Consider the following 25,879-nt stretch of genomic DNA (forward strand, 5'->3'; position numbering starts at 1 on the left):
TAAATTTCAGCCGAGGGTCCGAGTTCCGGGCGGCGTTGCTCAGATTGCGGGGTGCGCTGCTTTCTCGCGCTCGAACCTGGCGATCAGGTCGGCCAACGCTCCTGGCTCTTCGTCAGTCGTCATGTGACCACCGGCAAGACGCGCGATCTCCAACCCGAAAGGGGCCAGCCGCTTCTGCGCGAGGTCGACTTGCCGGTGCTCGAACGCGTCCTCCTCGCTCCCGCCGACGAGGAACGGGAAGCGGCCGCGGAAAGCCATGAACAGCCGGCCGAAGTCGAGGCGCTCGCCTTCGGCCTTGTGATCTGCCACGAAGCCGGCAGCCCGGCGAAGGAAGTCGTAGCCGCCGTGTCGACGCAGCGATTCGTAAACTCGTCGACCGGCCTTGTCGCGGTCCGGGAAACGCCGGGACCACATCACGCCGGCCATTGTCATGAATACCCCGAACGGAGCCTTCTGGGGCATCCAGTCGCCGAGTCGCCGAAGCACCGGCGTCGTCCACCAGGGATGCGAGTGGCCATCGGTGAACAGGCCTCCGTTGAACATTAGGACGCCGCGGATCACGGGTCCGCCCTCGGGCTCGCCGCGCTCCGCGCGCTCGAGCCGACGCCGCAAGTGCTCCAGAATCACGAGCGTGGAGAAGTCGAACGCGACCAGCGTCGTCGATTCGACGCCGAGTTCTCGCCAGAGCGCTTCGACGAGGTCAGCCCGCTCGGCCGTCGTGTCAGCGGGCGGCGTTATAGAGCCAATCCGGGGGCGGCGTAATCGGGCCACCTGAGGGGCGGCGCAATGAAGCCAGTTCAGGGGCGGCGTAATCGAGCCACCTCATGGGCGGCGTAAAGAAGCCACCCTTGGGCGCCAGCGGTAGCGGGCACAAGTGCAGTTCGAACTTTCCAAGTCGGTACGCTCCGTTCTTTTGAGCGGAGCGCCTATGGCCAACAGGAGGTTCGAATTGTTTGAGTATCGTCATATCCTTGTGCGCATGCGACGCGGTGATTCCGACCGCGACATCGCGCGGCGACGCCTGATGGGCCGAGCCAAGCTTGCGGCACTACGGCAGGAAGCCCAGTCGCGAGGCTGGCTCGATCCGGCGCAGCCCATGCCGGAAGATCCCGAGATCGCCAGCGTCCTCAACAGCGTTCCGAGACAGATGCCACGCAGCAGCGTCTCGACGGTTGAGCCGTACCGCGAGCAGGTTCGCGAGTGGCTCGCCGCCGGCGTCCAGGGCACCACAATCCATGCAGCCCTTCAGCGCAATCACGGCTATACCGGCAGTTACGATGCCGTGAAGCGCATGCTGCGCCGTCTGGCGGCCGAACGGGTCGTCAAGGCAACGACGATCCTCGAGTTCGCGCCCGCCGAAGCCGCCCAGGTTGATTTCGGCGCCGGCCCCGTGCTCACGCACGAGTTGGGTATCCCGCTCAAGACGTGGATCTTCGTGATGACCCTGTGCTGGTCCCGGCACCAGTATGCCGAGGTCGTCCTGGACCAGACCGTCGAGACGTGGCTGGCCTGTCATCGCCGTGCCTTCGAATGGTTCGGGGGCTGTCCTTCCCGGGTGACGATCGACAACGCCAAGTGCGCGATCATCCGGCACTGCCTGCACAGTCCTGAGGTTCAGCGCTCCTACGCGGGGCTCGCCGAAGCATACGGTTTCCGCATCGACCCATGTCCGCCGCACGACCCGGCCAAGAAGGGAATCGTTGAATCCGGAGTCAAGTACGTCAAGAAGTCCTTCGTACCACTACGCGAGTTCCGCGATCTGGCCGACGCGAACCGGCAGTTGCGCGAGTGGATCATGCAGCACGCCGGCGTGCGCGATCACGGCACCACACACGAGCAACCGCTCACGCGTTTCGCGATCGAGCGGCCGCTGCTCACGCGCCTGCCCGATGTGCCGCCGGTACTGGCTGTGTGGTCCGAGGTCAAGGTGCATACGGATGGGCACGTCGTCTACAGGAAGGCGCTGTACTCCGTGCCGTTCACGCTGGTTGGCAAGCAACTGTGGCTCAAGGCCACCGACACGGTCGTGCAGGCGTTCCACCGGCACGAGCTCGTCGCCACTCATCCGAGGCTACGCAAGCCCGGGGACCGCCATACCGTGCGCGACCACCAGCCGCCCGAGGCACAGGCCTGGCTCGAGCACGATCCCCAGTGGTGTCTGGCGCGCGCGAAGGATATCGGGGCGGCCTGCCATGCCGTCATCCTCGCGATGTTCAACAACACGGTGCTGGAGAACCTGCGCGGCGCACAGGGCATCGTGCGGCTGCGCGAGAAGGTCGGCGATGTGCGCCTGAACGCTGCGTGCGAGCGTGCGCTCGCGTTCTCCAGCCCCCAGTATCGCACCATCAAGACGATCCTCGACAAGGGACTCGACAGCGAGGCGGCGGCGCCATCCACGACGACGGCGCCCACTGATACCTACCTGAACGGTGGCCGCTTCGGCCGCGACCTTCAATCCCTTCTGATCCATTGAGCCGACCATGAATCCGAGTCCCGAACTGAACACCATCCTCAAGCAGCTGCGCCTCTCGGGCATCCTCGACTCGATCGAACAGCGAAACCGTGAAGCCATTGACGGGCAACTTGCCTACACCGAGTTCCTCGCCATGTTGCTGCACGACGAAATCGCGCGGCGCGACACAAAGAAGCTGGGCGTACGGCTTGCCCGCGCCGGCTTCGCGATGGGCAAGACGCTCGAGACGTTCAACTTCGATCTGGTGCCCAAGCTGAATCGAACCTACATCCACGATCTGGCCACCGGCCGCTACATCGACGAGAAGGTCTGCGTTCTACTGGTCGGCGGAACAGGCGTTGGCAAATCCCATCTGGCGCAGGCACTGGGTCACTGCGCGGCCAGGCAGGGGCGTGACGTGCTGTTCATCTCGCAGACGGATCTGCTCAAGAAACTGCACGCGGCCCGCGCCACGGGCTTGTACGAGCGCAAGTTCCAGCAGTTCGTGCGCGTGCCACTGCTCATCATCGACGACTTCGCTGTCAAACCGCTACATCCGCCCCACGACGAAGACTTCCACGATCTGATCGCCGCCAGGTACGAGCGGGCGGCTTCCATCGTCACGTCAAATCTGGATCTGAGCGAATGGGGAGACGCGTTCCCCGACAACCGCATCCTGGGCGCCGCGACGCTGGACCGGCTACGCCACGGTGCCTATCGCGTCGTGATCGAAGGTGAGAGCTTCCGCAAACCCAAACCGATGCCAGGAAGCAGTGAAAACGCGGTTGCCAAACCAGGCAAAAGACCGCATTCTTGAGCCCGTTCGAATCTGCGCTTTACCCCCGTTTCTGCTGGCTCCATTACGGCGCCCATCCCCGGCTCGATTACGCCGCCCCGTGACAGCCGTCGAAAACCGGTAGTCGCTCGGCTTGTCGGAGTCACCCATACCCACATAATCGAGGAACAGCTTGGGCATGGCCGACGCGCCGGGCAGGTGCGCCACCACGCTCGCCCAGCCGCTCGAGCCGTCCGGGTAGCCGGAGAGGAACGTGACTGCTCGCGCGACATCCCCCTCGCGCCGGACGAACACGCGCAGCGACCGATGCCCGGAGCGCAGCGCTCGCGCTTGCGGATCGTATGGGACTCGGTCGCCGCCGTCGTACCAGGCGCTGAGCCCGTCCCGGACAACGGGGATCGGATCGCTCGGGAAGTCCGAAACCGGAAGGGCCGCAGGCGACTTGGTTGAGCCCGGTCCTGCGGAAGGCAGGTTGCTTGCTGTCATGGCCGTTGCTCCTTTGTCTGACGGCCTTGACTCTATGCTTGCGTCCGGCGTAGCGCTAGCCGAGATAATCTGTACACGTCATGAAGCGAAACTTCACAGTCCGCCACGGCGCTCTGGACGGCGTGGAAGCCTTCCTGAGCGTCGCGCGGCACCGCAGCTTCCGGCGCGCCACACAAGTTGCTGAACCGATGGCGTATGCCGCTGCAGGAAGACTACGCACAGCTCTCGCGACGCTCTCACCGGTGGTTCCCGGGGTCTTCTTGTATCACCCGGGCCGACGGCAGGTCCTGCCGAAGCTGCGGGCCTTCATCGACCATATCGCGCGCTTGCAGTCTCAGGGCCTTTTCGCGCCGGCGTTGCTCGGCAAGCGGCGCCGCCACGTGGACCTTGGAGCCGCATGAGCATCTGCCGCAGGCTTTTGCGGGATCCTGTCGAACGACCGGTGTCGCCCTGGAGCGATCGACCGCAAGGGGTCGGCTACAGCCGACCACGCCAGGCAGTAGTCGGCCATCAAGCGTCATTCGCCCGCAGCGTCGCTCGGACATTCGGGCGTCGGTTCCACTCAGGATCCGGCCATTCAATTCGCGACCGTGAAGTATGGCTTGTCGCCCTCAGCCGACGTCGAATGTTGAGAACCGTGGGGCGGCTGCACATTCCTATTAGGACATTCGCAAACAGGCGTCGAGCAATGGCGGCCCCTGGCTCAGTCGAGCGAGTCCTCACGACCCTTCGGGCGTTTAGACTTGCCGAAAGCGGTTCGTCGTAAGCTGACCTGTGAGCCCCAGGCACGAGACTGGACTTGGCCGCGGGCAAGCATAGCTTCGATGCATGTGAGAGCCGCCGATACACGCCAGAGGTGTTGCACAACATCTTCATGACCGCTCGCCGACTTTACGTCAAAGAGCGCTCTTTGTGATGTCCAGGTATATCGTCAGAATCTGGAACGGAGTGGGAGTGCTTGTGCGTAGCCCATGCACCACAAACTGCCCCTTGTACTCTCCAGGTGGCAACCCGACATTATCGGTCGCGTCATACCAGATATCCAGCATGAAAGGTGCACTCGACTGGCAGCCAATGCTGGCGTTCATGGGCCGGATGGAGCACGCATTGTGCCGCGTTGCCCGCAGCAATATGGTCGCCTGCTGGCCGTTCAGATCCTGAGCGACAGCTTGAATCGTTGCATAGCCTTGTGGGCTGGTTTGCAAAGCAGCGGGACCTGTCGCGCTGGTCTGGGCAGGCACGACCCAACCAAAATATGTCGACTGATCCGGCTGAACAACCCCGGCCAGGTTGGTACCGGCCTGTGCCGTAACTGTCGCCCTTTGCGATGCAGGGTCATTGGGCGGCAAGACTGTACTGGGGACCGCGTTCGACCGCTGGTTGCCAATGCCAAAGGTGCCCGAAACTATGAAGCTGAAGCCTGTACCCTGGGAGGTAGGACCAAGGTCAAACGATGTCTGGCCATCGGCGCCCATGCCCAATAGCGGGAGTGGCTGCGTTATCGGGTTCAGCTGGTAATCGAGCATCTCGCCGGCAGGAGAACTCCGCACATTCAGCTGCACCGAACCCTGGATGGGCGCACCATCGGCATCCAGCAGCAAGACGGACCATGGAACGGCTGGGCCGCCCACCATCGGGCTGTCACCGGGGACCACCGTGAGCGTCGTACCGATGACTTCAATTGGCAGCGCGTTGGTGTGACCGGCGCCTTGCGCGGTCACGGTCAGGAGACGGTTGCTTTTATCCGTGCCGTACCCAACAACGGTCTGCACGAGTCCGTTTGCGTCCGTGACGCCTTGCGCGACACTCAGGGTGCCGCCGTTGTCCACAGCAAGACTCACGGGCAGCCCAGAGGCCACGCCATTGGCTGTATGGGCGGTCACACCGATCGTGGCCGTGTTGCTGGAGGCCCCGGAGAGAATGGGATCTTGCGACTCGGTCATCGTGAAATCAATCGCCCCGGAAGCAAGGGGCGAGATGACCACAGACTGGCTGGCCGAGGAGCCTGAGATAGTGACAGTCAGCGTGTCGTTACCGGCCTTGAGCGCGGTGTAGGCAAAACCCGCCGTGCCATCGCTCAGCGACGTGACGGACGCCGGTGCGATCTGATTGCCAGCCGCCGAAGTCAGGGCGACGGGTATACCTCCAACCGGATTGCCGTCCGCGTCCGTTACGGTGGCGATGACCGTCACCGTTCCAAAGACTTCCGGTGGCGTTGCGGGTGCGGCAAGCTGGACCGTGGTACCTGTGGTTTCTTCGGTAATAGGCGCAGCATCGACCGAACTGCTGTCGCCCGGGTTGGTCGATGCCGAGATGTGAATGGTCCGGTTGCTCTCGTCCTCGCCCACGGTAATGGTTGTTGATGCGATGCCATTCGCATCAGTCGTTTCGATCGGGGAACCAAGAAATTCACCTGAGTCCAGGTCGAATTCCACGATCACGCCTTGCATCGGACGGCCGTTTGTATCGAGTGCCTGGGCAGTGACGGTCGCGACGCTGTTGTGTGAGCCGGTCTGAATTTGCGGGACGTCGCTGCGTATCGTCAGGCTGCCCAGATCCTGCGGGCTGCCGCTGCTGTTACCGCCACCGCCACATGCGGTCAGAACAAGGCTCATCAGCGCCGCGGCTACCCAGCGAAAGGAGCGCATTTGAGCGTCGGGGGCGCATATACGGCGCATGATTCCCACCTCATCCGGAATTGAATCCTAAGACTCTTGCGGGTGATGACGTGCTCGCCCTTCCGCTAACTCCTGGGCACTTGAACGTCTAAGGACGCATCAGCCCTTGCTCGGTGCGAGCTAGTCAGATCTCGGCTCAACGAACATGATGCGGCAAGCCAGGTCCCGGCGGGGGCCAGCGTCAGCAGTGGGCCCGAGCCTTTCAAAACGGCCCCGTTAAATTCATGATAGGCAAGGACAGCGCGCGATCCAACCTGGCGCCGTGAATTCGAAAACGGTTGACTAGAACACAAAGGCGCGCGATTGACCGTTGACCATTTACCACGTGGTGAGTGACCGTATGGGGTGGGCTCTCGCCTCTCGTCACACCTGCAGCAAGTGGCAATGTGCTTGCGACGGCGCGAGTCGACGCATCGCCTCGGGCCAATCACAGGCGACACTGGTTGAGTTGTGGAGATAAAGCGGCGTTTCAGAACGTGGACGAAGCGCACGCTGCCTGCAATCTTGCAAAGCGGCTGGGACAACACTCCGCGACCTCCAGCGATTGCGACACTGGAATACAGCGTCTCAAGGCGACCGCACTCCTCCAGAAGCAATGACCTTTTTTCATTCTGTGCCCTCGCCGTCAGGTCCAAATTTGCGATACGCCGAACAGAGAGCATGGATTCTCTGAACGACCGGCGAACGGTAGTCGAGACACCACACAGTGCGGAGATTGAACAGCTTGTGAAGGTCCGCATCTTCCTTTGGAAACGGGCGTGCACCTTCACGCACTGCGATCACTCGCGACGCCTCGACGAGCCTGGCGCGCTCCAACCAGTCGCATTCAGCACCGTTTGAGTTTAACCAGATCTGGGCCGACTCGATCAGGTGGTCTGTACGTAACCAAACACCCTCTCGCGCAAACGCGAAGAACTGGCCTACCACTAGAAAGCACGGCAGTTCACTGCGTGCTTCGTCATCAAAAGCGTTCACGACTCACCTGTTTCGTCTGGGCCCTTTGAATCACATTCGCCGCTTGCAGCCGGGCGCGTGGCCCGCTGCGTGTGAACGTCTCATATCGGCGAGTCAGTGGACCGTCCGCCCATGCTAACTGAGTGACTCAAACGGTCGACCACAGGCAACCGCATAAGGTCTTTGCCGCCCGGAGAATGGGTTCCCGGCAACTACTGTCCACTTCAGCGTATTAGCTCCTACTATCCCCATGGACGGGGAAGTACGGAAATATTTCTAGAATTTTATTCATCTCTACGCGGATGGAGTGATAAAAAGTTTCGTCTGATGGGCGAGTAGTTTTTGACAATGTATTTGTGGTTTCGTTTTCTCCGAACGCATCAGCGCCGGCGTAGGCGACGAGCCCCTCTAATCTCCTTAGCTGGGCCGGAGAGCTTGGGTGTGAAGATGAGTTGCAGAGAAAAAGAATTTTTAGATTTCTCATAAATTCATTGGCAATCTCGATTTTATTGGAACTATTCCTTTGGTCATCACCCAGGCTACCAAATCCGTTGCACCCTTCTTGCAGTCGGCAAACCCGATCAACCGAAAACTGATTGCCACAGTGCCTTTTTGTTCGAGCAACCAGCGTACTATTTTTCTCGGCAGATATGCCGACATGAACAAAACGATACGCGGAAAGATTACCAGGCCGTGGTTGTAACCACAAATATAAACCTTTCCTTTGAATCTCGATGTCGTCAAGCCACTGGGCATAGACTATCCTTTCGCGCTCCTGCTTGAATTTCCATAAAGGAGATATGTCAGAAAGCCAGCAATCCCATGATGGATTTCCATCATTTCCATTTCCTTTAACATAATCAGCCAGCGGGCCGGCTAGTATGAGTTGACCCTTAAATACAAGCTGACTTCGCAACTTCGACGTCATGGCTGGTTCTCCATCGATGTTGACAAAAATGGCGATCACTCAACTCAGCGGGGCACACTGTAAAGATGAGCCAATATCGTAACTTACCGCGCGCCTATCTGTTACATCGGCTTGATTCGATATAATTTTGAAGCGACGCAGCAAATTCTGGCCAATCATGTATGGTGCGTAGACAGCCCTGAACGGCCGCTTTGATGCTTGGCCGCGACACTCGCGGAATTTATCTGAAGGGCTCAAATGGGTCCAGGTCGTGTCATGACCACAGTGTGCCGTGTCGCTCAGGTCTCAGAAGCGGCATTCACATCATCCCGATAGACCAGGCCAGTATCACCGGCCCAACTGCGTCCATATCAGTTCAAACCGGTGAACTGGTACCTCGAACCCTTCTTCTGGTAGGTGACGACCGTAATATTCGCCTTGCCGGAGATTGCCCTTCCGTGGCTGGCCTTCGGCTCTCCGGGCAGGACCAGGTGGCGTTTCACCACGAGCCCGAGCAGTTCCTTGATGCACTCCCCGTGGATGAGCAGCTGGCCGACCCCGGTGTACACGTCCGTCGTTCGGGCGGAGGTCTTGACCTCGAAGAGATCGACCCTGGACGTTGCGACAATGGCGAGATCAATGGCCTGCGCCTTCTGGCTGCTGCCCTTGTTTCGCAGGTAAAGTTCCAGTGCCCGCACGACCGCACCGTGCTCGACGGTGCGCTTGCCGCCGCCGTGCCCTTTTGTGTGCCCCTCACCCGAATACTCGTCGAAGTAGGCCCGCAGCTTCATCTGGCGATCCGCCGGTGACGCCGGCTGGCCGCCAGCCCCGGCACCACGTGGCTTGCCCAGACCACCCGTGCCGGTTCCGCCAGACGGTGCCCCGCCCGTGGATTGGCCAGCATCGCTATTCCGTTCTTCGCCTAGCTGGGTCGCGACCTCCCGGGCTTGCTTAGCGAACTCCCACAGCTGGTCGGCAAGGTCAGGGGCTTTCAACCCGGCAATCAGGATGACCCTTGAGGACTTGGGTTTGTCAGCGGCCTCGACGACAGATGCTGCGAACTCGCGGAATACCTTGGCCTTCGGAAGCCCCGCAGTGCCCTTTGTCAGGTTGCCGCGATGGGCCACGAAAATATCGCCGCTGCCATCCCGGACAAAGGCGCCGGCCGCTCGCCGGTTATAGGTGCCAGCCGGAAAGGTCAGCTGGACCTCAATCTCAATGCGATTCGTACTTCCGGGATCAGCGAAAAGGAAGAAGTTCTCCAGTTTGCCCGGCGCGACGCGCGGTGACCAGGCCCGGACACTGGCGCCAGCCGACGTCTCGAAGTACACCGTGCCGGTATGGAGATTGGATGGGTAGGTTATCTCGCGACTCTCCCTGTATGGGAGGACCTTGCGCAACTGGGTCGCAAGTTGCTTGTTCAGTCGCGCGATTTCGGCGACGTCCGTGACCACCTCATAGGCTTCGTCCACAGTAGTCCCCTGCCGCTAGGTTTGCCTAGCGTCCATCTTGCCAGAGGAATATCCGCGCAACCATAACCGTCGAGAACTTTCCGTTGAACGCCCCCTTCCTGGAATTCGCCGGTATGTGGGCCCGCAACAGGTCGACTCCCGAAGTTAAAGTTCCCGACGCCTCAAGAACGCGGATGGTCGACCTCATACTTCCGGGTTCGGCTAGGACGAGATTGGCATTGCGCCGCCGTGTGACAGGTCCCCGGTGCGTTGCGGACGGTCGATTCACAATGGAAGTCATCGCCTAGAACCTGGCGCGTTTGTTGTGAGGGGACCGGGGCCAAGTCGGTTTTCCGGGAACACCACGACGTAGTAGTTGCCAGTCATTTCCTTTTCCGTCAGAAGCAGCCGTGTGCGCACTGCATCGTCACCCTGCACGAGGAATGCGGCTTCAGACGATCTGCCCTCTTCCCATCGGGGGAGTCCCTGTAGGTGTCCCGCTGGATACGGCTCACCGACCTCGCACGACGGGTCTGCCTGAATAGTGTGGCGAGGTCCTGATTCGTGCGATGGTCCATGATCTTTTGGGCTTTCTTGGGTGGCGCGAGCTCATCGTGCCCGATCCGGCGAGCGCTCACAAGGAGCAACCTCTCGGTCTGCATCGCGAGGCATCGACTCGACGCGTGGGCACTCGTCAACGGCCACGCAACAACGAGAACCTTTTGCGTGTGGTGTGATCGACATTGTTGGCGTCGAAGATGAAGCAGAATGCAATAAATGGGCAATCCGAGCGCGGCTCAGCGTGCGACTGAAATCGTCAACTTCCATAAGAACTCCCTTGAGCACAGCGGCACGAGACAATTTTTTCCTTTCGTCTCGGGAGTTATGCGTTCGATGCGCACGTCATATCCATCGAACGCAAGGTCATGGCTGATCTTCTCTTCGACTCGCTTAAGGTTGACTGGAGTCCACTCAGTCCACTCCGGACTACGGGTCAACATTCCAACATGGACAACCTTCGGCCTCCGCCCAAGATCCAATGCCAAGTGGTCAGCAAAATCAAAGAACGGATCCTCGGTAGTGTAGGCAAGCCCCTGCCCGCTGCGATAGACCCTGATCTGGCAAAGAGGGGGCCAGCGAAAGTCTTCGGTCCGGCGACCAGCAACCAACATGTCTGCCGGGAACGCGTTGCGCCGAACCGTATATTGCGCAAGACCCAACGACCCAGCTACTTTCAAACTGTGGCCAGGCGCGATGCTGACCGAAACCCATTGCCGCGCGACGGCTCCGAGATCAATTACCTCACCCAACTGGTCAAGACTGAGTAGACAGATACTCTCGGTCGCGCAGACCAGCGTGATCCAAGTATCGTAGCGCGCGCCCTTCGCGAGCCGAGCTATGTCGTCCGGACTGAAGGCGAAACGCCAGACGGGACCGGATGCGATCGAATACTTGACAAGCAGGCGCCGCTCGCCGTTGATCTCGTAAAAGCCGTCCTGGCCGACCTGATGAATCTCGGTCAGTACGGGAAACCCCGCGATCCGGCTTAGCACTGCCCCATAGTACAGGTCTGCGGTTCTCAGCTTCATTGCCTTCCTTTTCTGGCTTAGCTTGCCGATGCGCGACATGCGAGCGTCTCCTCGCGCGTGGGCCACGCGCCGACGCCCGTAGACTATGCGCCGCGAGGCTCTCGATGAGCTGATGGGTAGAGCCGTTGACACGGACCACTTGCAGGAGACTGTCGCTCCCTTCGTGGCGGGCCAACGAACGGGTCGACTCACAAAGACTAAAACTTAGAGGGTAGTCTGCGGTTCGGCAAGACTGTCATTTGCTAACAACCCGGCGAAAGGCCGAAATACCAACAAGAGCTGTCGCTGGGGTACCGCCGCTCCGAGCTGCCGATGCGGGTCGTCGACGGAAGTTCAAGGTCGTGGTGCCTCCGATACTCGGATGGTCAACCTCCTACTTCCAGGTGGCCACAGACAGCCGCTCAGGGATTCGGAAGCCCAGCGATTCAATTGACGGCTTTGCATATGGGACCTGCCGGACGAGCTACGCACAAAGCTCGGCCCCAGCTGCCGTTGCCCGGCGATCCTGCGCGGTCCGAATTAAATGCATGTTGGCGACATCCCGACACATACAAACAACTTACAATCAACGTATAGTAGACATGTCCACTTGTCCGGTACGCCGTCGTCCATCGACTGGTTTTGCTGCTGGAAATCGCCATTTGCGGCTGGACCCGACGACTCAGACTCTCGCCGGATTGCACAATGGTGTATGACGGCCTCAAATCGTTGCTCGAGGCAAACTGATGCATAAAACCTTCGAAAACCAGCTCGAACTGGTGTACCGGGACCTGCGCGAGCTTCACGATGTCGCGGCAGATGCGGTGCGCGCAATGGATTCGTCCGAACGGGCGAGCGGCTCGCGTGTCGCGCTGCGCGCCATTATGATGCGCATAGAAAACATGATCGCAGACGGTCAGCAGGCCGAGCGCGAGCGCCGGGCCGTTCGTTCCGAGTTGCGCGCGATGTCCGCGCGCCTGCGAGGATCAGAACACTGATAGCTGGGCGACCGGCATCGGATACGCGCCGGCAGAGTGCCAGCGGGCGGGCAGGAGCGACATTTGAACATCATCTATGCGCCCTCCGTTCGCACAGTGCTGGTCAGGTGTGCACCCGCGGCGATGCTCACAAAGCCGGCAATGGCATGTCGCAGCGCGGGACGCAAAGTCGTCGCCCCGTGCGTGCAACACGCTTCGCCCAGTTCAGTGCGTACTGCACGGGGAGCGAATTTTCGTGTGCATCAATCAGGACTGCCACCAGGAAGCGGTCTGCCCGTCTCGGCTAACCATTCATGACGACAGCGGACTCAGCGCCGTCCGGTGGCGTTGCTGTCATTGCGAATGTCCATCGTCCCTCAATGCGCTGGAAACGATGATGCGGCGTGGCCGCTGGCGCCAGCGTAAGACTCGGGTCTCTCAATTCGATCAAGTCGGGCTAGCAGATCCTTTGCCTGTTTCTCAATATGCATGGGTAGCAAAGGTCTGGCCAGAATGCTACGGACCCTGTCCCGCCAGTAGTTCAGGTTGACCATTGCCCCCGTTTCGATGCCGCGAACACTATCGGCCGAGTGCTCGAGATGGCTGAGCACGTTCCTGATATGCGCCAGATCCCGTTCAGCGAATTCGTCGCTCACGATAGATTCCCCGTTGTTTGTTTCCGTCGTATGCGTTCTTGTGTTCACGCTTCTGCTTCCAGCATCGGAGCGACCTGAAATGCAGGCCGTACCCTGCGCCTCCCGACGAAGCTCAGCGTCGTGAGCGGGTTCGTTGCCACCATTCATGGTGATCGAGATTGCGCAGCAGATCGGCCCGACGCCGCTCACGGAGGTAGTGGGCAGTCACGCCAATCACAGCGATAACAAGCACTATCGTGCCGGCAGCCATACCCAGCCAGGTTTGGTCCATGTCAGCCTCTCCAGTGATACCCGGATCGCCGCCTCACGTTCCGTGCGGCACGCATCTTGAATATAGTCCGTCCCGGTGGCAGACCATCGGCAACGTGCCTGCGCTCAGCGCGCCCGGGCGATCGCGCGCAGGACTGCGTCGCCTCGCGGTGTCACACGAGGCGTTGGCGTGCCCGCTTCGGGTGGCTCAAGCGCAATCAGCTCAAGCTCCCGAAGTGCGCCGAGTTCCAGGCGGTCCGCCTCCATCCGCTCAGGCGCAGCCTTCACCAGTATTAACGTGGCAAGTTCGTGGGGGCTCAGCATGGCATTCCCTGGCGTTGGGACATTGAGAAATAGATCCGTATTCAGCGGCGATCCGGCCGGTAACGGCTCTCCAGAAGACGGGCTACGTTAGCGCGACGGATTTCGCCGCCTGCGGCCCGTCGGCGCCGGCCCATTGAAGGAATCCGTTTTCTTGCGCGTGATGTGCTGCGAGGCAGCAGGAGCCATCGCATCGACAGCGCAAGCGGAATCATTGGGAGCCGGACTGGACTCCTTCATCATGGCGTCGGTAACCCTCAGGCTCCTGGCGATCGTAGCGATTGCCGCTGTCGCGTGCCGGGCCGTTTCGACATAGCCATTGAGGGCAAGCCGGTTCAGCGCGGCCGACATTTGCAGCGTCATGTCCATCACGGCGCTGGTATGCACGGCGAACTGCGCAGCAAATGGGGGCATCCAACCGGCCTGATTCCAGGCAAGCGGCTCCGGCGTTTGCGCCGATGGCATGCTCTCGCGTCTGTTCGGCGCTCCGGCGAGTACCACTCCGTACATGGAGAGGTTGTACCGCGCGAGCGCACCAAAGGCGGCAGCCAGCTCGATAGCCGGTATCGGATATGCGGCCGCGCAGGCGGCAGAAGTGGCAAATGATTTCTGTTCAGGAATGCTCACGAATTGGCTCCAGGTGCTCACCAACAGGCGTTGCCGCTGCCACTGCGGCTGATCGTCGGCATGCCCGGCGCCCGCAAACCGACACCGGGCACACCCTGCCGATCAATCTAGAGCGTTCATTCTAACTTTGTTAAATCCGCGCCATTAATCGATGTTGTTCAGGAGTTTCCCCAATATGTGGGACTGGCCGCGCGTGGTGAAGGGCCTGCCGTTTCGACGGGTTCGCGGCCCCTTGACATGCGATACCACGGCACCTGCACAAACATTGCGACAGCGATGCCGGTCATCGCGCTCAGAGGAATCAGTGCCGGTCGTGACAGAACAGGTCGTCGACGATCTTGCGCGCGGCACTGAATCCGCCCATGAGTGCGTCCGCCTCCGTCGCAAAGGGCCGACCGCACACTTCGCCGAAGCGTAAGGGTGAAAATACCGCAACAGTGTTGGTTGCCTGAATGATCCTGACGACGGCGACATAACCAGGCTTGGCTGGCTCAGGCTTCTTCAGTCCGATGCTGAAATCGGACTCAACCGAGATTTCAAGCGTAAAGCCCTCGTAATCGTAGCTTCGCGTCATGGCTGTCTCCCCGCCTTATTTATCGCGTCGACATTCGCGGACACCGGACATGGCTTCGGGCCGTGAGCAGATCGCTGAGAAGTCGCTCGCGCTCATCCAGGACAGCGCGATCTGTACATCATCGAGATCGGCGTCATCTTCGGACTGCTGGACGATGAACTGTTTGACACGCACGCTGCCTTGACCCGAGGGCTCGATGCACGGTCAAACGTGACGCTACCACGCTCGACCAGTAGTTGTATGTTGCGCTGCTGGCGTACGGAAATAAAGCGCCGCTCCAGCGGCGTCGCGGGCGCGCTGCCAGGGATAGAAGCCCGAACGAACTGAGCCAAGAACGCCAGTGCCCGAAAGCCAGCCGATCGCCAAGCACACGGTTTGCTGGCCGCCTGGTCGCAGATTTGACCACAGCATATTCAGGAAGGCGCCATAACTGCCGCGGCGCTTTGGCATAGAATCGTCTGACGAGGTTCCAGTCATGTCAGGTATCAAGCGCATCGATCCGGGCCATTCCACCTATCAGGCCGCCGAGCACAGGACAACCCGCTACCCTGCGGAGCACGTTACGTTGACGGCCGCCTCCAGGAAGCGCCTGCGCCCCTGTGCGCCTCATCTCAAGGTCGGGCGTGGCAAGGTCGGCGTCGGCGGCAAGAGCAGCGATAAGTAGACATCTGCAAGCCCAATACGGCGTCGGGCTAGAGAGAAACGGCAACGGGACGTCACGCGCCTCATCGCACCAGTTGCGCTAGCGGCACAGGTCGGTAGAGTCGAGGTGTGACGCGGTGGCGGTGGGCTGGGTTTGTCTGTTGCCGCCTCTTTCGTCTGGCGGTGCCCTATTAACCCTGGCCTTAACTCCGTCTTCACACCCCGCTCATCGAACCCGCCGTGCAGATCTCCCGCAACGGGCTCTCGGACAGGACATCACGCCTTCCTACACGGCAAGTCACTACCAGGGCCCTTGGAGACGAACGAGACCGAAGTACCCGTAGAGGTGCGAGGGTGGATAAGCCCCGCCCCGACGACGTCTGACCTTGTGCTTGATACGTAACCACCGGCGCAACCGCGTCGCAGTGTAGCTGTCGAGCGCACGATACGCACGGCTGACTGTCCTTACCTTGAAGTAGTTCGCCCAGCCGCGCAGCGTGCGGTTCAACTTGCCCACCAACTCCGTGGTATCGAGCCACGCCATTGACGAGGCGGTCAGCGCGTGAATCTTCTCGACCATGCGCCGGATACTCTTCTTCGACGGACGCATGCACATACGGGCCTGTCCAGTCGTCGCCGAGTACAGCCGCCAAAACGTGTAACCCAGGAAGTCAAATTCCCCTTCCGGCACCTTGCAGATTCGTGTCTTCTCCTCGTTGATCGTCAGCTTCAGTTGGTCCATGATCGCGCGCAGCTTCAGCAACGCCTCTTCGGCCTTGCCACGCTTGCACAGGATCACGAGATCGTCCGCGTAAGTCACAATGCGACTGCCAAGACTGCGCTGAAGTCCGAGCTTCTTCCACGCCAACACAAACCGGCGCATGTAGACATCCGCCATTAGTGGTGAGATGGGAGAACCTTGCGGAATGCCGCGCCTGCTATCTCTGGCCTCAGTCGTACGCTTCTTCCGGCCTCGGTTATCGGTTTCTTCTACAGAACATTCCAGCCACATCCTGATCAGATGCAGCACACACCGATCAACGATGCGCCGCGCGAGCGACAACATCAAATCGGCGTGCGGAATACTTCCAAAGTAGTCCGCGAGATCGGCGTCAACAACGTCCGTTTGCCCTCGATGCAGCCGTTCCTCCACCTCGATCACCGCTTGCTGGGCATTTCTCCCCGGGCGGTATGCGTACTGCTCTGGTGGAAGGTCAGCTTCGAAGATCGGTTCGACCACGAGCATCGCTGCTGTCATGCACACCCGATCTCGCAAGGTCGAGATGCCCAGAGGCCCCAGCTTGCCATTGGCCTTCGGGCCTACTTGTCAAGTTTTGCTAATGGTCCCTGTTAGAACGCTACATATGGTCCCGTTCCACCTGGCGTCGCTTTGCCTGCAATAGCAGTATAGACCGTGCGTCCGTAGAAGAAGGGCAGCCCCCAGTCGAACATCCCAGTCGGGCCCGCAGCCGCGTAGCTGTCGATTGCGTATGAGCCCGCTGCGACCATCGAATCCGCGTTCCCGACGCGGAAGTTCACGGTAGCGTTGGCCCCGTTTTGCCCCTGCATGAAGGCCTGCAGATTCAGCGTCGATGTGGGACAGTAAAACCCATCCGCGCACTGCTGGATGCCGGGGTCAGCAAAAAATAGCCCGTTGGATCCGGTATCGAGGAAAGCCATCGTATCGGTCGCGCCGTTATACTGCGTGGTCACATCGCCCGTTGTCGCACCGCTTGTACCGACGGTGAATATCTTGGCCGATCCAAGGGCGTTGTCAGGCTGTGTGCCGATTCCGAAGGTCATGGTTCCATTCACAAAGTTCGCTCCGGTCGGCGCCACTGCCGGCAACTGGATGATCACGCCGTTGTTGTCGGTAGCGAATGCGCTGACCGGATTGGTGACTTGACTGGCGAGGGGAACCAAGGTCGGCGTGCAGGTCGTCGCGCTCGTGCAGTCGTAATACCATCCAACCGGCGGCGCACCCGTGGCAGGGTCACCAGTGACACATCCGGCACCACAATCGGCCGAGTTAAAACCAATGCCGAGTATGCCCTTTGCGTGCATCGCATCGTATGTATTCATCAACTGCACGCCCCTGTTGCTACAGGAGGTCGGAACACTTGAGGCTGCGGGGTCACCAACAATTTGAACGGGAACGCTTGCGGCGGTCTCGCCAACCATCTTGACGTCAGCCCTGGCAACGGTACCGTACGTTACCCCGCTACCGAATGCAGCGCATTCCGTCAGCATTCCGCCATCGGGGGTCGTTACCCGTTCGAGGGGAAGCCCGCCGAGCCACTGGGACTGGATGCGCAGGCCCCAGGAGCCCGTGTCTACTAAAATGTCATCGATCCACACGCAGTTCGTTGTACCGGCTATGCAGACATTCACATTCGCCAACAGTTGGTTGGCGATGCCGTAATAGTTCTCCACAACGACCTGGATCTGGTTGACCGCGGGAGGCGGTTTTGGAGGCGGGATCTGCGTCGTTCCCGCGTTCGATCCTGAATTGGCTGGTGGCGTCTGCATGGTCGGTGTGTTCTGCGCCGACGTCGACGGCGGGGGGGGATTGTCTCCACCACCACTACCGCCCCCACCACATGCGGAGAGTGCAGTCGCCACCATCCACGCTGCGGCGATCATTATTTTGCGCATGTTTGTGGTCCTCATTGAATCGCCTCGACAGTCACGCTAGCCGGAATAGCAGCGGGCAGATATGCGCGGCCGCGGTATTGACCCATGTGTCCCCCGGCCTGCAATACGAGGCCTCCCGACGAGACCGCGACCGGCCCTACCCCGCCGTGTTTCTCCCGAAAAGCCTTCACGCCAGTGCGCGCTTCATCCATATAGGTGCCGAGAAGCTGCGCAAGGTCGGGCATCTCCGGGCCTTGCCATGTGACGCCAAATACGATGCCAGCCGGGTTCACGTACTCGCGCACGAGCGTGCCGCCAGGAAGCCTAAGCTCTTCGACTGTATATGACGGTGCAGACTGCGTACCTCGCTGCGCCATCATTTGAGCCCGGTCGGTGGCGACAGTCGTCACCTTGTCGCCAAGCGCCGCAAAAGTCGCTTGGCTAAACGAAAAACACAGCGCTACGATGAACGCAGCATTCCTTAACATCACCATGTACTCTCCTTGGAGTCGATGGCCATTTGCGCGGCGCGCGCTTTCCCGGCTCGAAAGAACTACGTTAAATCGCTCAATGACATTCGCAACGCCGGGTCACCTTCGCGCAGCGAATCTCTTCAGGGTGCTGGATTTCACGCGGACCTGCACCTGCTGGAGGGCGAATGAAGCGGCTGACGCTCGCGATGTCAGCAGATCAGGATGCGGGAATTGAGTCGCGACGCAACGCTTTCACTGGTTCCGGCGGCCATCGCGGAGACATCGGCCTGCGCGGCAAATCCTTTGAAAAAATATCGGACACAAGCCCTGCTAGACCACAAGGGCATCGACCTTATGCATGCTAGCCGTGGGACTGTGAAGCCACGTGGCTGGAGAAACAAACGTTTCCTTTGTTCCGTTCATGGCCGACCTCTACCCGAGCGAGAATTTTAGAGAGATCCGGCGATTGCTATTTGCTTTTCCGCGACAAATCTTTCGTCTTTCATGCCAGTCGGTAAAAGCACTTCGGTGCCATGATTTGCTCCTTCCGGATATACAATCTGGGTCGCCTGCGGGTTTACTGTTTTGGGCGGTAGGCGCCCGATCAGAGTCAACCGCCTGTACCAGTTCAGAACGTTCGTGCGCGGGCGTCGCACCCGCATACAGTTGATATATCAACTATAGTTGGAATTGTAATGATTTTGTATGCGGCAGTGTGTCGCCAATGCCTGTTTAAATCACGCCGTGAAGACGGCCGGGAAACCGTGGCGAGTAGAGTGTGGGCTTCCCGAAGAGGCAGATCATACGCATCTAAACTTCGGGAGAATCGGTGGTCAGTTGTGTCCCCATGAGCAGTCACTGGTCTTTCGCCAGTCTGAAAGACTGCTCCGGGTCGTCTACGGGAGTTCAAGGTCGAGGCCCCTCCGAAACTCGGATGGTCGGTCTCCTACTTCCGGGTTTGGTAGAGTCGAGTTGTGGCGCGGTAGCATTAGGTTCGGTTTGTCTGTTGCCGCCCCTTTCGTCTGGCGGTGCCCGAATATCCTTGCCTTAACCCCGTTTCCACAACCCGCTCATCGAACCGGACATGCAGATCTCCCGCATCCGGCTCTCGGACAAGACATCACGCCTTCGTACACGGCAAGTCACTACCAAGGCCCTTGGAGACGAACGAGACCAAAGTGCCCGTAGAGGTGCGAGGGTGGATACGTCCCGCCCCTACGACGTCTGACCTTGTGCTTGATACGTAACCACCGGCGCAACCGCGTGGAAGTGTAGCTGTCAAGCGCCCGATACGCGCGACTGACCGTCCCTACCTTGAAGTAGTTCGCCCAGCCGCGCAGCGTGCGGTTCAACTTGCCCACCAACTCCGTGGTATCGAGCCACGTCATCGTCGAAGCGGTCAGCGCGTGAATCTTCTCGACCATGCGCCGGATACTCTTCTTCGACGGACGCATGCCCATACGGGCCTGGCCAGTCACTGCAGAGTACATCCGCCCAAACGTGTAACCCAGGAAGTCGAATTCGCCTTCCGGCACCTTGCAGATTTGCGTCTTCTCCTCGTTGACCGTCAGCTTCAGTTTGCTCATGATCTCGCGCATTCGCACCAAGGCTTCTTCCGCCTTGCCCCGCTTGCACAGGATCACAAGATCATCCGCGTAAGTCACAATGCGGCTGCCAAGACTGCGCTGAAGTCCGAGTTTCTTCCATGCCAACACAAACCGGCGCATGTAAACATTCGCCAACAGGGGTGAGATGGGAGAACCTTGCGGAATGCCGCGCCGGCTGTCCCGGGCCTCCGTCGTACGTTTCTGCCGGCCACGGTCATCGGTTTCTTCCACGGGGCATTCCAGCCACATCCTGATCAGATGCAGCACACGCCGGTCAACGATGCGTCGCGCGAGCGACAGCATCAGTTCGGCGTGGGGAATACTTCCGAAGTAGTCCGCCAGGTCGGCATCAACAACGTCCGTTTGTCCACGGTGCAACCGCTCATCCACCTCGACCACCGCCTGCTGGGCATTTCGCCCCGGGCGGTAAGCGTATTGCTCTGGTGGAAGGTCAGCTTCGAAGATCGGTTCGAGCACCAGCATCGCTGCTGTCATGCACACCCGATCACGCAGGGTCGAGATGCCCAAGGGCCTCAGCTTGCCATTGGCCTTCGGGATAAACACTCTTCTGATAGGGTCCGGCCGGTAAGTCTCCTGCCTGAGCGCAAGCGCCAGTTCGCCGAGCCACTTCTGCACCCCATACGCTTCAACCTCCGCGAAGTCCTGCCGATCGACACCCGGCGCGCCCTTGTTAGAGCGGCACTGGGCGTACGCATGCGCCAGCACATCCTCGCGATAGATCTTGTCGTACAGCGCGTAAAAGCGATACCCGGCTTCTGCCTTCGCTTTCGCGTGTAACGCCATCTGCAGCTTCTGAACACGAATCGGAGTTGATAGGTTGCCCAATCTCCACGTCCTCACTACGTATTGCGTCTGTCTTGAACTGAGGCCCCTTCCCTCCACCCGCATTACACCGGCTTCAACGGTAATACGGGCCTCTCCGTCACCCCAGGGTGCCCGGCCTGTCCCTCACGGGCGTCCGGTTGGTCATCCCTGACCACGCCAAGGGGCTTCCCGTGTTGCGTGCGCTTCCCTTGTGTGCATGCTGTCGCCACTACCCCGGCGCAGCGACTGGGTGTCCTGCCTGCTCGTTCACCCACCCGTGTCAGCCTTCCCCGATATGGCAGTCAGGTCGGCCTGCGCATCGACTTTTTCGAGGCTTGCTCAGCGTTCACTCGCGTTACGGCCTGCACACTCGCGCTGTCACCGTATTTCGTGACATGCTTCACCGGAGGCTTCAACCGCTTCGTTACCTCCACGATTGCTCCGGTTGCTTCCGGCTGGAGCGGTTGCCGGGTGGGGCTTTCACCCACTGGAAAAGCGCCGCCTTTGCACGGCGCACGCCATAAAGAGTCGCTCGTCCGCACCACCCGACCGACATTGACGTGTCCGGTCCGCCATCCCTAAGTGGCCGTTCGATTGCGTATGATGCACGCAGCTTGATAGGCCAATGCAGGCGAATTTTTGCGTCCGATTCCGCTTGAATGATTGTGTTGGGGGCAAATGGCCGAGCGGCTGCTTTCGCTCTGCGTGTTCGATCTGCCCGGGAAAATGTGAAGCGGCTTAGGGTTTCCGAGCTTGATGCGAGGTACCGCTTTTACTAGAAAAAAGGTGCTCGCAGCTGAGCTCCGTCTGTCGGAGTCGTCCGCGGCTGACCTGGGCACTCTCACACAACAATGTAATCTTGACGAGCGCCGCCGCCGGGCCGCCCACCACTTTCGACGATCTCGCGTGAGGCTTGCCCTTCGCCCTGCGGAGGAGGTCATCATGTATCACAAGCAACTAATCAGCGCATGCGTAATCGCGGCCCTCGCATTCGCACCCGCTCTCGCCCAACACGAAGAACATTCCGCTGCGCAGCAGGGTGGCGGGAAGTTCGGTACCGTGAAGTTTCCCACCTCATGCAGCCCTGCGGCACAAGTCCAGTTCGAAAAAGCGCTGGCGATGCTGCATTCGTTCTTTTACCCTTCGACGCTGAAGTCGTTCGACGCCGTGACCCAGATCGATCCGCAATGCGCGATTGCGTACTGGGGCATTGCGATCGCCCAGCGTCCCAATCCGCTGATCGCGCCTTTCGACGAAGCCGCGCTCAAGCGCGGACTGGAAGCCGTGGAGAAGGGCTTGGCGCTAGGACCCGGGACCGAACGGGAGCGGGACTGGCTGATGGCGGCCGAGGCGTTTTACAAGGACTACGACAAGGTTCCCCAAAGCCAGCGCACGCTGGACTACACACATGCGATGGAGCGTCTGTCGCAGAGATACCCCGACGATTCCGAAGCCGCGATTTTCTATGCACTCGCGCTTAACGAGAGCGCATCGCCGAGCGACAAGACATACGCCAATCAGCTCAAGGCCGCGACGATCCTGGAAAAAATCTACCGTGAGCAGCCCGACCACCCCGGTGTCGCGCATTACTTGATCCACAGCTACGACTATGCACCGCTCGCGCAGCGCGGGCTGCCGTTCGCCAACAAATACGCGCAGATCGCGCCGGCAGCGCCGCACGCCCTGCACATGCCGTCGCACATCTACTCGATGCTCGGCATGTGGGAACCCTCGATCAAATCGAACGAAGCGGCGCTGAAGGCGATGCAGGAAGAAGCCTCCAGAAGCTGGCCCGGTGCCACTCACGCATCGGCACCTCATTCATGGGATTTCATGGAGTACGCCTACCTGCAGCTAGGCCAGGACGCGCATGCAAAACAGATCCGCGATGAGGCCAATGCTGCCACGAAATTTCCATTTGACCGACTGGCAACCTATACGGCGCTCGCCGCCATCCCGGCACGTTATGCGCTTGAGCGCGGTGACTGGCAAGAGGCTGCACAGCTAGAGCCGCGTGGCAGCGGGTGGCCGCAAGCCGAGGCAATCACGTATTTTGCCCGCGCGCTAGGCTGCGCTCGTGGCGGCAACGCAGACATGGCGCAGACGAACATCGATATGCTCACGCAGCTGCGCGCCAAGCTCGATCAGTCCGGCCAGCCTTACTGGGCAGAGCAGGTCCGGATTCAGATCCTGGCTGCCTCGGCGTGGCTGGCCCACGCCGGTGGCAAGGATGATAAGGCGCTAGAGCAGATGCGCGCCGCAGCCAACCAGGAGGACGGGAGCGAAAAGCATGTCGCAATGGAGAACCGGCTCTACCCGATGCGCGAACTGTTGGGCGAGATGCTGCTTGATCTGAAGCGGCCTGCCGATGCGCTGAAGGAGTATGAGGCTTCAATGCAGACGTCTCCCAACCGCCTGCGCGGCCTGTATGGTGCGGCGAAGGCGGCAGATCTGGCACAGGATAAACAGAAGACGCAGTTCTACTACGGAAAGCTTGTCGTGCTCACGCAGAACGCTGACACGGTCCGGCCGGAGGTAAGCGAGGCCAAGCTGCATCTTGCACAGCATTGACCGAAGCGCCTCGAAAGCTGCTGTTAAGGCCGCGACGTTTCGAACGCCAGAAACGGTTCGATTTCACGCGACCGCGTCGAACTGGTGCTCTCGGCCACCTACTGTCATTCACAAGCGTACGTATGCGAACGCTCGAAGTCGCTCTATGCCACACAGCGGAATATGACGATAGGTATCGTTAGGATAACAAATATCGTCAGTGAAGAACTGGCGCCAGAATATGTAAACGGAGAGTCACGGTGGCCCATCACGGGTCTTGACATGGTGAATGTCGATACGAAACTTTCGCTCTATTTTACGGCGACACCCCTCATAGGTTCTGGTGATCAGCTTGCAGAGCATCCTGCAGACTTACTTCCCGATCTTCGAGTTCAAATGACTGGAAAAACCGAACTGTCGATGTCGAACGGTCGGTTCAATTCCAACATGTTTCGCACTCCAATGTCTTGAACTCTCTGCTCTCCATGACAGGACAACAGTCGATACCATGGCATGGTCCATGCGTTGATGCGTCGCGCGACGGGATTTTCCGTCAACGGAGAGGGATATGAGCTTCGATCTCAAAAAGCTTGGCTTGTTGATGGCGCTCCTCCTGATCGCGATCACCGCGTATCAGATCTTTAGCCCGCCGGCGACTCTAGTCCAACCGATTCAGGTGTCCGAGGCACTCAAGAAGGACGGCATCACGGAGCAGGCACTGCAAAACATGCTGGTCGATGCTCTGAGCGATTTGCGCACGAAGGCGAAAGGTGTCACGCCTCGTGCCGATGCGGGCTCCGACGAGGCGCAAACGCAGATTAATCTCCCGGATTTTTCCGTACCCGGAATGGGGCTTTCCGTGCGCTCATTTGTCGAATTCGCGCGTACTTTGCTCGAATTCGACTCGTCAGTTTATGGAAGCGTGACTAGCACCCGTTCTGGCTATTCCGTGGATCTCACGCTTCGCGACGGGCATGGAGAGTCGTTTCTGTTTCATCAAACGATACCGAACAATAAGTTGCCAACGCACAAGCCGGGCGAGACGCTTGCGAACAGATCGAGCGCAACCCTGGTCATAGAGCAAGCACTCAAGCAGGCAGCGATGAAAATACTGGAAAAGCAGAGCGCTTTGTTCTATGCCGATAACCTTCTGCAAAATCAGCAAGACGCATGCTTTTCCGATCGCACGAAGTGTGACTTTCGCGAACTGCGCGAGAAATACGGCCACATTGCCGCGGGTGGTGAACAAGAGTCGGATAAGCCACAGTGGATTGCCACGTGGACGAAGTCCATATTATTCAGACTCCACCTCGTCAATGAAGACCCGAAAGCAGCGGATGCGAATGTCGACGTAGCCTTGGCGGAGTTAATGTTATCGAAAATCGATGATTTAACCGGGCATTACGCCGAAGCCATCGGGCACACGCTCGTCATTATCCGGAACAGCAAAAGCGACAAATCGTGGCAGAGGGTGCTGCCGTGGGCCTATTACAACTGGGGCGTCGCACTCAATGATCTCGGCTGTTACCAAGCCGCTGCCGAGGTATTGGAAGAAGCCGTCAACAGGAATAAGCAATACGCGCCAGCGTACAATGCGCTATCACGCTCCTACAACGCGCTCGCGGAAACGAGCGTGCATGCCGTATCGACCTCCGTGTCGCTAATAGACTATCGCAAGTTGGCGCGGGACAAGGCCACTACAGCGGTGAAACTCAATCCCGGCTATCAAGAGGCGTACGTCAACCTGGGCGATGCCTCACGGCCTTTGCTCGCCGCGCCTGGAAACCGAAACGCGCAAGCTGCTTACGACGGTAACGAAGAAGAAGCACGCAAAGCGTATGAGCAAGCAATAGCGCTCGACGTTGAACAGGCTGGACGTGCGCGTGAACAACTCGCCCTGCTTCCGGGCGCCACCTCCACACACGTGGCCGAGCAGACTACGAAGAAGCGACCGAAATGCCGCAGCGGTCTCCCGCGATCCTTTCTGGAGGCGTTCGGCTGCAGCGACGCGGAGATTCGCGCCACGGCCAATCGCAAAAACGCGTTGGTGAGCGCCGCACTCTCTGGCGTTCCGGATGCGGCCGGGGTATGCAGTCAACTTGGCTTGCGCGCGCGGGAATCCGATCCGAAGAAGTCCGATCAAATCACTGCGATGGCGCTAGATGTAGAAGGCTCGAGCTACCGATACATGCAGCGACGAAGAGAAAAAAGCTAAAAGGCTTCCCCGGAGATTGGCAACGCATGTGGTCAGGGCTCGCGGCGCCCCTGCAACGGATGACCGCTCCTGTTCTAAAACCGCGATGCGCCCGGCTTCTGGCGAAGGGCCGCAACGGGTCGGTTTAGGGGGCGTCCGCGTCAGGCAAAAGTCGGCCATCTTCCGCCGTTCGCCTGTGCGCTCAAATTGATGTTTGAACGTCGCCTCTGTACCGGGAAGCGACGTTGGCCACTGATC

At 59.7% G+C, this 25,879-nt stretch carries 22 protein-coding genes and 1 pseudogene; 7 read left to right on the plus strand and 16 right to left on the minus strand.

The window, feature by feature from the left end:
* Positions 1-39: 39 nt before the first annotated feature.
* Positions 40-771: an alpha/beta hydrolase gene (locus L0U83_RS35015; protein WP_233888717.1), complete on the minus strand. Its 732-nt coding sequence runs from the start codon at positions 769-771 to the stop codon at positions 40-42.
* 178 nt (positions 772-949) lie between these two features.
* Between L0U83_RS35015 and istA the strand changes: the two genes are divergently transcribed.
* The 3 genes from istA (at position 950) to L0U83_RS35030 (ending at position 4,135) form a co-directional block, all read left to right on the plus strand.
* Positions 950-2,473, plus strand: a complete 1,524-nt coding sequence (gene istA / locus L0U83_RS35020) for an IS21 family transposase (RefSeq protein ID WP_233889187.1) — start codon at positions 950-952, stop codon at positions 2,471-2,473.
* 7 nt (positions 2,474-2,480) lie between these two features.
* Entirely contained in the window at positions 2,481-3,269 is a 789-nt protein-coding gene (gene istB, locus L0U83_RS35025; RefSeq protein WP_233888718.1) for an IS21-like element helper ATPase IstB, read from the plus strand.
* A 545-nt stretch (positions 3,270-3,814) separates the two neighbouring features.
* On the plus strand, positions 3,815-4,135 hold the full coding sequence (locus L0U83_RS35030) for a type 2 periplasmic-binding domain-containing protein (RefSeq protein WP_233888719.1): 321 nt from the start codon (positions 3,815-3,817) through the stop codon (positions 4,133-4,135).
* A gap of 495 nt (positions 4,136-4,630) precedes the next feature.
* Here L0U83_RS35030 and L0U83_RS35035 read toward each other — a convergent pair whose 3' ends face one another.
* The 5 genes from L0U83_RS35035 to L0U83_RS35055 all read right to left on the minus strand — a co-directional run bounded on the left by L0U83_RS35035 (position 4,631) and on the right by L0U83_RS35055 (position 11,352).
* On the minus strand, positions 4,631-6,382 hold the full coding sequence (locus tag L0U83_RS35035; protein ID WP_233888720.1) for an Ig-like domain-containing protein: 1,752 nt from the start codon (positions 6,380-6,382) through the stop codon (positions 4,631-4,633).
* A gap of 636 nt (positions 6,383-7,018) precedes the next feature.
* The gene (locus L0U83_RS35040) at positions 7,019-7,387 is read right to left on the minus strand and encodes a hypothetical protein (RefSeq protein ID WP_233888721.1); all 369 of its coding nucleotides are present in this window, start codon (positions 7,385-7,387) and stop codon (positions 7,019-7,021) included.
* 211 nt (positions 7,388-7,598) lie between these two features.
* A complete protein-coding gene (locus L0U83_RS35045) occupies positions 7,599-8,294 on the minus strand; it encodes a hypothetical protein (RefSeq protein WP_233888722.1) in 696 nt (231 codons plus the stop codon).
* A 350-nt stretch (positions 8,295-8,644) separates the two neighbouring features.
* Positions 8,645-9,745, minus strand: a complete 1,101-nt coding sequence (locus L0U83_RS35050; protein WP_233888723.1) for a hypothetical protein — start codon at positions 9,743-9,745, stop codon at positions 8,645-8,647.
* Between the two features lie 776 nt (positions 9,746-10,521).
* Complete coding sequence (locus L0U83_RS35055) at positions 10,522-11,352, minus strand: hypothetical protein (protein WP_233888724.1); 831 nt, start codon at positions 11,350-11,352, stop codon at positions 10,522-10,524.
* Between the two features lie 686 nt (positions 11,353-12,038).
* Between L0U83_RS35055 and L0U83_RS35060 the strand changes: the two genes are divergently transcribed.
* Positions 12,039-12,290 carry a hypothetical protein gene (locus tag L0U83_RS35060; RefSeq protein WP_233888725.1) on the plus strand — a complete coding sequence of 84 codons (252 nt, stop codon included), beginning with the start codon at positions 12,039-12,041 and terminating at the stop codon, positions 12,288-12,290.
* Positions 12,291-12,646: 356 nt separating this feature from the next.
* Here the strand turns inward: L0U83_RS35060 and L0U83_RS35065 are convergent, their stop codons facing one another.
* The 5 genes from L0U83_RS35065 to L0U83_RS35085 form a co-directional block, all read right to left on the minus strand.
* Positions 12,647-12,925, minus strand: coding sequence for a hypothetical protein (locus L0U83_RS35065; protein ID WP_233888726.1), 279 nt, complete (start codon positions 12,923-12,925; stop codon positions 12,647-12,649).
* A gap of 112 nt (positions 12,926-13,037) precedes the next feature.
* Positions 13,038-13,196 (minus strand): hypothetical protein, encoded by a 159-nt coding sequence (locus L0U83_RS35070; RefSeq protein WP_233888727.1) that lies wholly within the window; start codon positions 13,194-13,196, stop codon positions 13,038-13,040.
* 104 nt (positions 13,197-13,300) lie between these two features.
* Positions 13,301-13,498 (minus strand): hypothetical protein, encoded by a 198-nt coding sequence (locus L0U83_RS35075; RefSeq protein WP_233888729.1) that lies wholly within the window; start codon positions 13,496-13,498, stop codon positions 13,301-13,303.
* 87 nt (positions 13,499-13,585) lie between these two features.
* Entirely contained in the window at positions 13,586-14,122 is a 537-nt protein-coding gene (locus L0U83_RS35080) for a hypothetical protein (protein ID WP_233888730.1), read from the minus strand.
* A 301-nt stretch (positions 14,123-14,423) separates the two neighbouring features.
* On the minus strand, positions 14,424-14,696 hold the full coding sequence (locus L0U83_RS35085; protein WP_233888731.1) for a hypothetical protein: 273 nt from the start codon (positions 14,694-14,696) through the stop codon (positions 14,424-14,426).
* A gap of 475 nt (positions 14,697-15,171) precedes the next feature.
* Here L0U83_RS35085 and L0U83_RS35090 point away from each other — a divergent pair, with 475 nt between their 5' ends.
* Positions 15,172-15,360: a hypothetical protein gene (locus L0U83_RS35090; protein WP_233888732.1), complete on the plus strand. Its 189-nt coding sequence runs from the start codon at positions 15,172-15,174 to the stop codon at positions 15,358-15,360.
* 279 nt (positions 15,361-15,639) lie between these two features.
* Here the strand turns inward: L0U83_RS35090 and L0U83_RS40635 are convergent, their stop codons facing one another.
* The 5 genes and pseudogenes from L0U83_RS40635 to ltrA all read right to left on the minus strand — a co-directional run bounded on the left by L0U83_RS40635 (position 15,640) and on the right by ltrA (position 20,898).
* Positions 15,640-15,954, minus strand: a complete 315-nt coding sequence (locus tag L0U83_RS40635; protein WP_308445107.1) for a group II intron maturase-specific domain-containing protein — start codon at positions 15,952-15,954, stop codon at positions 15,640-15,642.
* 48 nt (positions 15,955-16,002) lie between these two features.
* A pseudogene (locus tag L0U83_RS40640) lies at positions 16,003-16,644 on the minus strand (reverse transcriptase domain-containing protein); the annotation flags it as partial.
* A gap of 44 nt (positions 16,645-16,688) precedes the next feature.
* Positions 16,689-17,993, minus strand: coding sequence for a DUF3443 family protein (locus L0U83_RS35100; RefSeq protein WP_233888734.1), 1,305 nt, complete (start codon positions 17,991-17,993; stop codon positions 16,689-16,691).
* Positions 17,994-18,004: 11 nt separating this feature from the next.
* Positions 18,005-18,466: a DUF2844 domain-containing protein gene (locus L0U83_RS35105; protein WP_233888735.1), complete on the minus strand. Its 462-nt coding sequence runs from the start codon at positions 18,464-18,466 to the stop codon at positions 18,005-18,007.
* A 1,124-nt stretch (positions 18,467-19,590) separates the two neighbouring features.
* Positions 19,591-20,898: a group II intron reverse transcriptase/maturase gene (ltrA, locus tag L0U83_RS35110; protein WP_233888736.1), complete on the minus strand. Its 1,308-nt coding sequence runs from the start codon at positions 20,896-20,898 to the stop codon at positions 19,591-19,593.
* A 921-nt stretch (positions 20,899-21,819) separates the two neighbouring features.
* Between ltrA and L0U83_RS35115 the strand changes: the two genes are divergently transcribed.
* Together L0U83_RS35115 and L0U83_RS35120 are read left to right on the plus strand one after the other, a co-directional pair.
* Complete coding sequence (locus L0U83_RS35115; protein ID WP_233888738.1) at positions 21,820-23,448, plus strand: tetratricopeptide repeat protein; 1,629 nt, start codon at positions 21,820-21,822, stop codon at positions 23,446-23,448.
* A gap of 547 nt (positions 23,449-23,995) precedes the next feature.
* A complete protein-coding gene (locus tag L0U83_RS35120) occupies positions 23,996-25,642 on the plus strand; it encodes a tetratricopeptide repeat protein (RefSeq protein ID WP_233888739.1) in 1,647 nt (548 codons plus the stop codon).
* The last annotated feature ends 237 nt before the right edge of the window (positions 25,643-25,879 follow it).

This window comes from Paraburkholderia flagellata (genome assembly GCF_021390645.1).
Classification (GTDB): Bacteria; Pseudomonadota; Gammaproteobacteria; order Burkholderiales; family Burkholderiaceae; genus Paraburkholderia; species Paraburkholderia flagellata.